The sequence below is a fragment of the Sphingobacterium sp. UBA5639 genome (assembly GCF_002421245.1).
Lineage (GTDB): Bacteria > Bacteroidota > Bacteroidia > Sphingobacteriales > Sphingobacteriaceae > Sphingobacterium > Sphingobacterium multivorum.
On sequence record NZ_DIJR01000032.1, the window covers coordinates 12,693 to 24,645 of the forward strand.

9 protein-coding genes are annotated in these 11,953 nt (G+C 39.2%); 2 read left to right on the plus strand and 7 right to left on the minus strand.

From position 1 onward, the window contains the following. Nucleotides 1–307 precede the first annotated feature (307 nt). Nucleotides 308–4,726, plus strand: coding sequence for a DNA polymerase III subunit alpha (gene dnaE / locus B4Z90_RS20765; RefSeq protein WP_204990829.1), 4,419 nt, complete (start codon nt 308–310; stop codon nt 4,724–4,726). Between the two features lie 124 nt (nt 4,727–4,850). Continuing rightward, complete coding sequence (trxA, locus tag B4Z90_RS20770; RefSeq protein ID WP_046671752.1) at nt 4,851–5,171, plus strand: thioredoxin; 321 nt, start codon at nt 4,851–4,853, stop codon at nt 5,169–5,171. 577 nt (nt 5,172–5,748) lie between these two features. Here the strand turns inward: trxA and rplI are convergent. From rplI to B4Z90_RS20805, 7 genes are all read right to left on the minus strand, one after another. Further along, nucleotides 5,749–6,192, minus strand: a complete 444-nt coding sequence (rplI, locus tag B4Z90_RS20775) for a 50S ribosomal protein L9 (protein ID WP_046671751.1) — start codon at nt 6,190–6,192, stop codon at nt 5,749–5,751. A 15-nt stretch (nt 6,193–6,207) separates the two neighbouring features. After that, a complete protein-coding gene (gene rpsR, locus B4Z90_RS20780; RefSeq protein ID WP_028071347.1) occupies nt 6,208–6,471 on the minus strand; it encodes a 30S ribosomal protein S18 in 264 nt (87 codons plus the stop codon). Beyond that, nucleotides 6,471–6,839, minus strand: coding sequence for a 30S ribosomal protein S6 (gene rpsF, locus B4Z90_RS20785; protein ID WP_046671750.1), 369 nt, complete (start codon nt 6,837–6,839; stop codon nt 6,471–6,473). Before rpsF ends, rpsR begins: the two co-directional genes overlap by 1 nt. A gap of 148 nt (nt 6,840–6,987) precedes the next feature. Next, nucleotides 6,988–7,866: a 4-hydroxy-tetrahydrodipicolinate synthase gene (dapA, locus tag B4Z90_RS20790; protein WP_046671749.1), complete on the minus strand. Its 879-nt coding sequence runs from the start codon at nt 7,864–7,866 to the stop codon at nt 6,988–6,990. A gap of 37 nt (nt 7,867–7,903) precedes the next feature. Continuing rightward, nucleotides 7,904–9,928 (minus strand): NAD-dependent DNA ligase LigA, encoded by a 2,025-nt coding sequence (gene ligA, locus B4Z90_RS20795; RefSeq protein WP_070566058.1) that lies wholly within the window; start codon nt 9,926–9,928, stop codon nt 7,904–7,906. 119 nt (nt 9,929–10,047) lie between these two features. Further along, nucleotides 10,048–11,079 (minus strand): glycosyltransferase family 2 protein, encoded by a 1,032-nt coding sequence (locus B4Z90_RS20800; RefSeq protein WP_070566056.1) that lies wholly within the window; start codon nt 11,077–11,079, stop codon nt 10,048–10,050. After that, nucleotides 11,076–11,942 carry a lysophospholipid acyltransferase family protein gene (locus B4Z90_RS20805; RefSeq protein WP_046671746.1) on the minus strand — a complete coding sequence of 289 codons (867 nt, stop codon included), beginning with the start codon at nt 11,940–11,942 and terminating at the stop codon, nt 11,076–11,078. The genes B4Z90_RS20800 and B4Z90_RS20805 overlap by 4 nt, the downstream gene beginning before the upstream one ends. Nucleotides 11,943–11,953 lie beyond the last annotated feature (11 nt).

Sequence of the window (11,953 nt, forward strand, 5' to 3'; positions counted from 1 at the left end):
ATGTGTTGTTAATTTGATATAAACTTGGCTCCTTCAATATATACGAAAAAAAGAGGCCGGGGGCTTTACGATTTGGTTTGATATTTACTCATGGGATACACATAAAAAAAAGAAGATTGAGGAGTTTATGATGTTATTTCTTGTTGAAGCGGAACCGGTAGGCGGTATCGTGTGGCGCTAGATTTTCTTTAGTGGATTTTCGCAAAAATCTGACATAATCTTCTCTAATAATTTCGTAAATTTCAAGTTCAAAAAAATGTAAATTGTCTTGCATTTAATGTGTTGTATTAAAGAGGGTTAGAATTTTATGTATATTATTTTCGATACGGAAACGACGGGTTTGCCTAAGCGTTGGGACGCACCAATTACCGATACGGACAATTGGCCTCGCTGTATTCAATTGGCTTGGCAGATTCATGATGAGATGGGAAATTTGGTCGAACATCACGATTTCTTGATTAAGCCAGATGGATTTGATATACCCTATGACTCTGAAAAAATACACGGCATATCGACTGCATTGGCAGAAGAGCAGGGATTGCCGCTCCAGGAGGTCTTAGAGAAATTCAATGTGGCATTGAATAAAGCCAAGTTTGTTGTTGGACAAAATATTGGTTTTGATTTGAATATCATGGGCTGTGAATTTTACCGTTATGGTGTTACGTCCAATATGGCTAATATGCCTGTATTGGATACCTGTACGGAAGTAACAGCTGAACTTCTGAAAATTCCAGGCGGTCGTGGTGGACGCTTTAAACTACCCAATTTGACTGAGTTGCATTCCTATTTATTTGGAGTGCCATTTGCTGAGGCACATAATGCAACAGCCGACGTTGAAGCGACAACACGTTGTTTTCTGGAGCTTGTGAGAAGAGAGGTATTCACTGCCGAAGAACTTCAGGTCGATACGGGCTACTTTGTCGATTTTAAAACCAACAATCCGGGGCCTATACCCACTGTTGGACTGAAACATATCAACCTAAAAGCAGCTTCTGATGAAATTAGAAAACGGTCTCAGCCAGATGAAGTCAAGGTTGTCGTTGATGCGGACGCGTTAGCAGCTTTAAAGGATGCCAAATTTGCCCATTTACATAATCACTCTCAGTTTTCGATCCTGCAGTCGACGATGTCGTACGATAAATTAGTTTCGGCAGCGGTGAAGGATAATATGCCTGCTGTTGCATTAACGGACCACGGAAATATGATGGGGGCTTTTGAGTTTGTCTCTCGTGTTATAAGTCATAATAAAGAAGTTGAAGCGCAAAATGCGGAGGCAGTTGAGAATGGAGAGGAGCCTACTGGTCAGCTTTTAAAGCCAATTGTTGGTTGTGAATTTTTTGTTTGTGAAAACCACAAAGATAAGTCGAGGAAGGATAATGGTTATCAGATTGTGTTATTGGCGAAAAATAAACGGGGGTACCATAATTTGGCTAAACTGGCTTCTTTTGCTTATACCGCGGGCTTCTATTATGTGCCGCGGATTGATAAAGATCTTATTCTTCAATACAAGGAAGATGTTATCGCTTTGTCAGGTAACCTACAAGGCGAGGTGCCGAATAAAATACTGAATATAGGTGAGAGTCAGGCCGAAGAGGCTTTGCTGTGGTGGAAAGAACAATTTGGGGATGATTTTTACCTGGAATTAATGCGTCATGGTCAGGAAGATGAGGATCGTGTGAATCAAACCTTGCTTAAATTTTCCCGCAAATATCAGGTCAAAGTTGTTGCGACCAATAATACATATTACGAGAAGAAAGGCGATGCACATGCGCATGATATTTTGCTCTGTGTGAAAGATGGTGAAAAGCTATCGACTCCAAAAGGTAGGGGACGTGGATTCCGTTTTGGTTTACCCAATCAGGAATATTATTTCAAATCTTCAGATGAAATGAAGGCCCTTTTTAAAGATTTGCCCGAAGCGATTCTAAATATTCAGGAGATTGTCGATAAGGTAGAGATATTTAAGTTAAACCGCGATGTCCTATTACCTAAATTTGATATTCCTGAGGAATTTCAGGTGGAAGCCGATCTTGAAGATGGGGGAAAACGTGGTGAAAATAAATACCTGGCGCATCTTTGTTATGTGGGGGCTGAGAAGCGTTATGAGGAAATAACAGATGATATTCGCGAACGTCTTGACTTTGAGTTGGCTACCATTGAGAAAACGGGGTATCCAGGTTACTTTTTGATTGTTCAGGATTTTATTGCGGCGGCCCGGGATATGGGAGTTTCCGTGGGGCCGGGACGGGGATCTGCTGCTGGTTCGGCAGTAGCTTATTGTTTGGGAATTACCAATATCGATCCGATTAAATATGACTTGCTTTTTGAGCGTTTCTTAAATCCCGACCGTGTGTCCATGCCTGATATTGATATCGATTTTGATGACGAGGGACGTGGACGTGTCATGCAATATGTAATCAATAAATATGGTGCTAGTCAAGTTGCCCAGATTATTACCTATGGTACAATGGCAGCAAAGTCATCCATCAAAGATACAGCGCGTGTATTGGACTTACCTTTGGGTGATGCCAATGAAATTGCCAAGCTGATTCCGAACCTTAAATTATCCAAGATTTTTACTTTAGATGATGCCGGTTTAAAGGAAAAGCTAAGGACTGAGGAAATTGAAGCCGTCAATAGATTGAAATCTATTGCGGATGGTGCTGGATTGGAAGCGGAAACGATCAGACAGGCCCGGGTTTTGGAGGGTTCTGTACGAAATACAGGTATCCATGCCTGTGGTGTTATTATTACACCAGACGATATTACTAATTTCGTTCCTGTTTCTTTGGCAAAAGACTCTGATCTTTATGTGACGCAGTTCGATAACCACGTTGTTGAAAGTGCCGGTTTGCTGAAAATGGACTTTTTGGGTTTAAAGACACTGACACTGATTAAAGATACGGTTGAAAATGTCAAATTAAGTCATGGTATTGTGCTGGATCCGGATCAGTTTCCGATCGACGATGAGCTTACGTATGAGCTCTTTCAGCGTGGAGAAACCATAGGGGTGTTCCAGTATGAATCTCCTGGAATGCAGAAATACATGCGCGACCTTAAGCCGACAGTATTTGCCGATTTGATTGCGATGAATGCACTCTATCGTCCGGGACCAATCGAATATATTCCAAGTTTTATTAAGCGTAAGCACGGTATAGACCCCATTGTTTACGATTTGGATGCTTGTGAGGAATACCTCAAGGAAACCTACGGTATTACAGTCTACCAGGAGCAGGTTATGCTCTTGTCCCAGAAGCTTGCGGGATTTTCAAAAGGTGATGCCGATGTCTTGCGTAAGGCTATGGGTAAGAAGCAAAAGGCTGTACTCGATAAGATGAAGCCGAAGTTTGTTTCGCAGGCAGAGGAGAAAGGGCATAATGCAAAAGTTCTGGAGAAGATTTGGACCGACTGGGAAGCTTTTGCGAGTTATGCATTTAATAAATCCCACTCGACCTGTTATGCTTGGGTTGCTTATCAGACCGCTTATTTAAAAGCGCATTTTCCTGCGGAATACATGGCTGCGGTACTTTCCAATAACATGAATGATATCAAGCAGGTGACATTCTTTATGGAGGAATGTAAACGAATGGGCTTGCAGGTATTGGGTCCAGATGTGAATGAATCCTATTATAAGTTTACGGTAAATGAATCTGGAGCTATTCGTTTTGGAATAGGTGCGGTGAAAGGTGTTGGGGCAGGAGCGGTAGACGCTATCGTGCAAACACGGCAATCAGGATTGTATAAATCTGTTTTTGATATGGCTAAACGAATCGATCTTCGTGCGGTCAACAAGAAAGCTTTTGAGAGTCTGGCTTATGCTGGAGGCTTTGATAGTTTTGAGAATACGCACCGTGCACAATATTTTCATTCGGATGAAAATTCAACAGGAATGGAAAAGGCGATCCGATTTGGCCAGCGCTTTAAGGAAAATGAAAGTTCGGCCCAAGCGAGCTTGTTTGGTGTAGGAGGGGCTGCAGAATTGCCTGAGCCGGTTTTGGCGCCATGTCCGCAATGGGGATTGATTGAAAAGCTTAAATATGAAAAAGATGTTATCGGTATTTATCTGACCAGTCACCCCTTGGATACCTACCGGTTTGAGATTGAACATTTTTGTCAGAATTCGGTGTCAGATTTGGCCTTGATCAATAAGGTTAAGGCGGCAGAGGTCGATGAAGAGACTTTGCTTGAGTTTAATCGGATCAAGAACAAAGAATTGGTGATTGGTGGTATTATCGCATCGGCAAACCATCGATTGACGAAGACGGGTAAGCCTTTTGCGTCATTTATCATCGAGGATTATAGTGATTCTTATGATATGGCAGTTTTCGGTGAAGAATATGTCAAGTTGAAGGGATATTTGCAAGAGGGATATTTTGTGCAATTGCGGGGTTTGGTACAGGAGCGTTTCAGACAGGTTGGAAATTGGGGCTTTGAGCTACGCAGTGTGCAGTTGCTTTCGGATCTTCGTGAGAAGATGGCGAAGAGTTTTACGATCAATATTCCTTTACCTAAGTTGAACGAAGCATTTCTTGATGGTATCAAGGATATACTGGCGCAAAATGAGATCGAGGGAGTTGTGCCAAATTGTCAATTAAAGTTTAAAATCTGGGATCCCCAAGATGAAATATCTGTCGAAATGCCAGCTAAAAGTCTGAAAATAAACCTAACAAATGAATTTTTGGACTGTATAGATAAGTTTGAAGGGATAAATTACCGATTGAATTAGTTTGGATTAGAATTTGTGTAATTAAGATTACAAATACATTGGTAGTAGTTACTATCTTTGTTTATTGATTTTAGCAATTAAATAGTATTATAGATATAACTTCGGTTTATAAAATTAAAAGATTATGGCATTAGAAATTACAGATAGCAACTTTGAAGAAGTTGTCTTAAAAGCAGACAAACCAGTATTAATCGATTTTTGGGCAGAGTGGTGTGGTCCTTGCCGTATGGTAGGTCCTGTGGTTGAAGAATTGGCTAAGGATTATGAAGGTAAAGCTGTTGTAGGAAAAGTGAATGTAGATGAAAATCCAGAGATTTCTGTTCGTTATGGCATTCGTAATATTCCAGCTTTATTGTTCTTTAAAAATGGAGAAATCGTTGATAAACAAATTGGAGCTGTTCCAAAATCAGTATTGAACGAGAAATTGGAAAAACAATTAGCATAATTTAGCTGAAAAATAAAAAAAAGCCTGAAATATTATATTTCAGGCTTTTTTTTGCTGTTAAATTTTATCTATTTGAATTTTATTTATTGTTTTTTCTGATTTTTATCTTGATTTTTATTTTTTTTATGTTGTTTTTATGTTTTCGTTTATGTTTTTACGTTGTTTTTCTGTGTTTGTTTAAAAATTTGTGGTGTTATTGTAGTTTTTAGTGATTTATTGTCCTGTTTTTATGTTTATATTTTTGGAAATTTAAAATTATTTATGATTTTTTGATAAAAAATTCAATTTAATTTGTAAAAATGAATATTTTTTCCTTCTTTTGAGTATTGAAATTGAGTTTCGAAAAGGATTTGTTTCGGTTTAACTGGTTTCGATGTTATTTTTTTGACTCGGTGGTTTTGGAGTTGTTTTTTTTAAAAAAATAGAGATTGATAAAGATTTTCCCTTTCAAATACCCTAGATTATGCCTCGCGTTGCTCTCCGTAACGCGAGTTTTTTTTGGGGGTAAAGTAGGGGTAAAACAAAAGCGGCTATCCGAAAGGATAGCCGCTTTATATTATTGACTAAATAAACTGAATTATTCAGCAATTACTTCGAAAGGAACTTGAACTTTCACTTCTTTGTGTAAGTTTAAGTTAGCGATGTATTCACCTAATTCTTTAGGTTCAACTTCGAAAGTGATACGACGACGATCTACATCAAAACCTTTTGCTTTCAACGCATCAGCAATTTGGATGCTGTTTACTTTACCAAAGATTTTACCAGATTCACCTGCTTTAGCACCAATTGAAAGTTTGATAGCTTCCAATTTACCTGCTAATTCAGTAGCGTCTTTTTTGATTTTTTCTTGTTTGAACTGAGCTTGTTTGATGTTCTCAGCTAAAACTTTCTTTGCAGATTCAGTCGCTTGGATAGCAAATCCTTGCGGGATTAAGTAGTTACGACCGAAACCTGGTTTTACATTAACGATATCGTTTTGCTCACCTAAGCCTTTGATATCTTGTTTTAAAATTACTTCCATTCTCTATCGTCCTCCTTATTTAATTGCATCAGCTAAGTAAGGTAATAAGCCGATGTGACGAGCACGTTTAACAGCTTGAGCTACTTTACGTTGAAATTTCAAAGATGTACCAGTTAAACGACGAGGTAAGATTTTACCTTGATCATTTACAAATTTCATCAAGAAGTTAGCATCTTTATAATCGATATATTTGATACCATTCTTTTTGAAACGACAGTATTTTTTACGGTTGTCCTCTACTTTAGGAGCAGTTACGTATTGGATATTTTCGTTAGCCATTAGTTTGCGCCCTCCTCAGTTTTAGTTTCAGCTTTTTTGTTGAATGCACCGCTACGTTTTTTCTCGTTGTATGCTTTGGCATGTTTGTCTAAGCTTACAGTCAAGAAACGCATAATGCGCTCATCACGTTTGTATTCAACCTCTAATTTATTGATTAATTCACCTGGAGCCTTGAATTCAGTTAAGTGATAAAATCCAGTCGTTTTTTTCTGGATTGGATACGCTAATTTTTTCAAACCCCAATTGTCTTCAGCGACAATCTCGGCTCCGCCTTCTGTTAAGATGTTTTTGAATTTTGCGATTACTTCTTTCGCAGCATCATCAGAAAGCAACGGGGTAAGAACGATTACAGATTCGTACTGTTGCATTTTGTTAATTAATTTTGTTATTTAAAATTCCACTTTTGTGGAAGTGCAAAGGTAGTTATTATATTGTTATGTTGCAATGCTTTGAAATAAAAAAGTTTAGACCCTTTCCTGGAATCTAAACTTTTTCTCAAACGAATTCGACTATATCTTAGTTCAATTTCTTTAATTCTTCTTTGATAGCTGCCTGGATTTTTTCGCTAACAGGCACTAAAGGAAGCCTTAATTGATCTTTTCCAATCCCCAATTCCTGCAGAATGTATTTTACACCAGCTGGGTTTCCTTCAATAAAACATAGATCTGTGATGTTAAGAAGTTCATTGTGGATTGATCTAGCTTCGGCATAATTGCCTTCAGCACATAACTTCGCTAATGTGGCTACCTTTTTCGGTAACGCATTTCCGATCACTGAAATGATACCAGCAGCGCCAAGCGACATCATCGGCAAGGTAACCGGATCGTCTCCGGAAATCAATAGAAATTCTGCTGGTTTATCCCGTAGAATTTCGCTGAATTGTGCAAAATTGCCGGAAGCTTCTTTGATGGCTACGATATTCGAAAAATCATTGGCCAGTCGCAATGTTGTCTGTGCTGTTATATTGCTACCCGTACGTCCAGGTACATTGTATAAAATAACCGGAAGTGGAGAGGCGCTTGCAACAGCCTTATAATGCTGGTAAATGCCTTCTTGTGTTGGTTTGTTGTAGTAAGGAGATACCGATAGAATTGCGCAAAAACCTGTTGGATCAAAGTTTTTAATTTGCTCCACAATTTCGGCTGTATTATTTCCACCAATTCCAGCAACCAAGGGTAGTCTACCGTTCACGCGCTTGACAGTAAAATCCCAGATGCGCTTTCGTTCATCATTGGTTAAAGTGGCAACTTCTCCAGTTGTACCTAAAGAAACCAAATAATCCATACCTTCGTTGATTTGCAAGTCAATTAGCTGACCTAATGCTTCGAAATCAACAGATTCATCTGAGTTAAAAGGAGTGACTAATGCTACTCCTGCGCCGTGAAGCTCGTTCATCTTGTTTTTGTATTTATATAAATTTAATTAAAAAAACTTACTTGGGATTAATGAGTTCAAATAGTTCTTGATCATTAATCATCGGGATACCCAATTTTTCAGCCTTCGCTAGTTTGGACGGTCCCATTTTATCTCCTGCCACGAGATAGCTTAGTTTGGCAGAAATGGAAGATAACATCTTTCCGCCATTGCTTTCAATTACAGCTGCCAGCTCTTCACGTGAATGTTCTGCAAATACACCGGAAATCAGAAAAGTTTTCCCTTCAAGTGAATTGCTCGCCAGGATAATCTCCTTTTCCTCAATTTCGAAATTTAAGCCATAATTCCGCAGTGCAACAATCTGTTGTTGATGAATTGGATTGTCTAAGTATTCTTTGACGCTCTCCGCGATACGGCGTCCAATATCTTGTACTCCTTCGATTTCTTCTGTTGAGGCTTGGGCTAGCGCATCAATATTTTTGAAATGCTGCGCCAATTTTTTTGCAATTGTCTCGCCGACATGACGTATTCCAAGCGAAAACAAAACTTTTTCAAAGGGTTTTTCTTTGGATTTTTCAATGCCATTGAGCATGTTATCGATTGATTTTTGACCGAAACGTTCCAGTTGTTGTAGGTCATCTTGATGGTCTTTCAGGCCATAGATGTCAACGATGTTGTGTAGCAAACCTTTCTTGAAGAAAGTATCCACGGTCTCATCTCCCATTCCTTCGATATCCATCATTTTTCGTCCGATAAAATGTTGCATTTTGCCAACAATTTGCGGCGGACATCCAGTTTCATTCGGGCAGTAGTGTACTGCTTCCCCTTCTTGCCGTATAAGTACTGTGCCACATTCCGGACAGGAAGTCGGGTAGACAAAACTTGTCGATCCCGATAACCTTTTGTCGAGGTTTACCCCAATTATTTTAGGGATAATTTCGCCCCCTTTTTCCACAAAAACAGTGTCATCTTCGTGTAGGTCGAGACGTGCGATTTCATTTGCATTGTGTAAGGAAGCGCGTTTTACGGTTGTGCCTGCCAGCTGTACAGGTTGAAGATTGGCAACAGGTGTAACAGCGCCGGTACGTCCAACTTGATAACTAATCGAGTTAAGAATGGTTTCTACACGCTCGGCTTTGAATTTATAGGATATTGCCCAACGTGGATTTTTGGCCGTAAAGCCAAGCTCTTCCTGTTGTGCGTAATCATTTACTTTAATAACGATTCCATCAATTTCATATCCTAGGTTGTGACGTTCGACATCCCAATAGTCAATAAATGCAAAAACATCGGTTAATGTGCTGCATTTTCTGCTATGCTCGCTGACGTGGAATCCCCAGTCTTTGACATGGTTTAAGCTATTCCAATGATCGTGAAATAGATTTGTTCTGTTGTCGCAGTACAAAAAGTAAAGGAAACAGTCCAATGGGCGCTTGGCAACTTCAGCAGAATCTTGGAGTTTGATGGTTCCAGAAGCGAAATTTCTTGGGTTGGCATAGGTTTGCTCCTCATTATCGGCTCGTTCCTTATTCAGGCGGAGAAAAGCTGATTTATGCATAAATATTTCACCTCGTATTTCGAATTGATCTGGATAATCTCCTTCTTTGAGTTTGATCGGGATAGAACGAATCGTTTTAACGTTGTTGGTGACAACATCGCCTTGTGTACCATCCCCGCGTGTAACGGCTTTACTTAGTAAGCCATTTTCATAAGTCAAGCTGATGGATAAACCGTCAAATTTTAATTCACAAACATACTCGAACTGATCGCCGATGATTTTGCGGATCCGCTGGTCGAAGTCAAGTAATTCCTCCTGATTGTATGTGTTGCCCAATGAAAGCATTGGCCAGCGGTGTTTTTCCGTTTGAAATCGGGAGGTAATGTCTCCACCAATACGCTGTGTAGGGGAGTTGGGGTCGGCAAAGTTGGGATATTGAGCTTCCAGCGCTTCGAGTTCCTTTAATTTGAGGTCGAAGTCGTAGTCCGAAATAACACTGTTCGCCAATACATAGTATTGATAGTTATAATGGTTGAGCTCTGCCGTTAAGTCTTTTATCTTTTTTTCAATATCCATCACCAACATTTTGCAAAATTACAAATAAAAAGTACGTTTAAATAAAATAAATAAAGAATCTTGTTGTAATGACTGCTTTATTTTTAAAATGCGGTTTTCTGCATTTTGTGTTTTGGGAAAATAATATGCTATTTAAAATCCTCTGGATTTAGCTGTGAAAATTTATGTTTGTTATTTGTGTAAAAATCAATGATAATTGATTTTCTGTAATGCCCTTTTGTATTTTCTTTCGCCTTGTATTTTTTTCGTTTTTTAGCATTTTTGAAAATATTCAAGAAGAAATACTGATGCGCACGACTGATTGCCCAAGCATCCTTAGGTTTTCTGTCGATCAGAAACTTAGCAAGGGCAGCAAAGTCAAACCAAAGCCTGATGAAAATAATCCATATGGCTTTGCCTAACGGAAGGTTTTTTTGCAGCATGACCATATTATTCCTAAAATTGAGGTAAGTCTTTTTGGGATTACTTGCATTGAGGGTTCCTCCACCAACATGATAAACAACAGATTTAGGGCAATAACCTATGCCGTAGCCCATTTTCTTTAATCGCCAACACAGGTCGATTTCCTCCATATGAGCAAAGAAATCTTCATCAAGGCCATCTGCTTCCTTCCAGGCTTTTGAGCGAATAAAAAGCGCAGCTCCAGATGCCCAAAAGATCTCAGATTCCTTATCGTACTGTCCCGCATCATCTTCTACTTCATGTAGGATTCTCCCTTTGCAGAATGGAAAGCCAAAGTAATCCAGATAGCCACCGGCGGCTCCGGCATGTTCAAACTTCTGCTTGTCATGAAATGAACGTATTTTGGGCTGTGCTGCTGCCAGGGAAGGGTTTCTTTCCAAGTATTCAATCACGGGTTCAATCCAGTTTTGGCTCACTTCGACATCCGAATTCAGGAGTACATAGTAATCAGCATCTACACGCTGCAGTATTTTGTTATAACCTCCTGCGAAGCCATAGTTTTTATCATTTTCAAGTATAGTAATCGTCGGATAGTACTGTTTCACAAATGAAATTGAATCATCATCGGAGGCATTGTCTCCAATGACAAATTCGACATTCGGATACGAACTATTATATACGGATGGCAAAAATTTTTCCAGGAAAAATCGACCATTCCAATTGAGGATAACGACAGCTACTTTGGGTAATTTACTCATTTTCTACGTTTTCTTTTCCAGCGATTATGTGACCATAACCAATATTCTGGGTTTTCACGAATAAGCTGTTCAGCAAATTGATTGTGTATATCGGTAATTTCATGCTCGCCAAAGCCACTTGGATCTTCGATTAAAGTAACGAATTTACAGAAATACTGCCCTCTTTTGGGCTTTCTTCCGATATAACAATAGACCACAGGTGCTTTACTTATTCTAGAAAGTCTTTCGGCTCCTGTATAGACCAATGTTTCCTGATTTAGCCAATTAATAAAATAATCGGAATCCGAATACAGCGGTGTTTGATCCGCAACGAGTATACTGATATTGGGCTGGCCCTTCAACTTGACGATATGACGGAGTATTTGTTTCATTGGTACCATTTCGGCGCCAAACCGTCCCCGCATGTCATTGTACACCGTGTCAATGTCTTTGTTGTTGAGTGGTTTGTATACTATCAGTGTAGGGAAGTTTGTGATTAAACTCAAACGGTGAATACCAAGCTCCCAATTGGCATAATGTGAAGTCACCCCGATTACGTTTTTGCCTGCCTCGAGGTGTCTCGTCAATTCTTCTACATCTTCCAAAGTCATCTTTTTCTTGACTTCCTCAGCCGTAATCGTTTTCAATTTGATCGATTCGACAAGGAGATCCGGGAAAAAACGGTAAAACTTTTTGGCGATAACCAGGCGTTCTTTATCCGTTTTTTCTGGAAAAGCATTCTTTAAGTTTTGAAATACAATATTCTTCCTATATCCAATCATATAGTAGAGTATGTAATAAAGCCCATCGGAGATCAAATATAGAAACCAATAGGGGAGAAGAGAGATGATATAGATTAATGCGTTTAACGCTTTTTGTTTCATGCTATAGCTAA

What these genes read in the sequence shown, in the direction of transcription:
- trxA (WP_046671752.1), top strand. Translation starts at nt 4,851, where the DNA reads ATGGCATTAGAAATTACAGATAGCAACTTTGAAGAAGTTGTCTTAAAA.
- dnaE (WP_204990829.1), top strand. Translation starts at nt 308, where the DNA reads ATGTATATTATTTTCGATACGGAAACGACGGGTTTGCCTAAGCGTTGG.
- rpsF (WP_046671750.1), bottom strand. Translation starts at nt 6,839, where the DNA reads ATGCAACAGTACGAATCTGTAATCGTTCTTACCCCGTTGCTTTCTGAT.
- ligA (WP_070566058.1), bottom strand. Translation starts at nt 9,928, where the DNA reads ATGTTGGTGATGGATATTGAAAAAAAGATAAAAGACTTAACGGCAGAG.
- dapA (WP_046671749.1), bottom strand. Translation starts at nt 7,866, where the DNA reads ATGAACGAGCTTCACGGCGCAGGAGTAGCATTAGTCACTCCTTTTAAC.
- rpsR (WP_028071347.1), bottom strand. Translation starts at nt 6,471, where the DNA reads ATGGCTAACGAAAATATCCAATACGTAACTGCTCCTAAAGTAGAGGAC.
- B4Z90_RS20800 (WP_070566056.1), bottom strand. Translation starts at nt 11,079, where the DNA reads ATGAGTAAATTACCCAAAGTAGCTGTCGTTATCCTCAATTGGAATGGT.
- B4Z90_RS20805 (WP_046671746.1), bottom strand. Translation starts at nt 11,942, where the DNA reads ATGAAACAAAAAGCGTTAAACGCATTAATCTATATCATCTCTCTTCTC.
- rplI (WP_046671751.1), bottom strand. Translation starts at nt 6,192, where the DNA reads ATGGAAGTAATTTTAAAACAAGATATCAAAGGCTTAGGTGAGCAAAAC.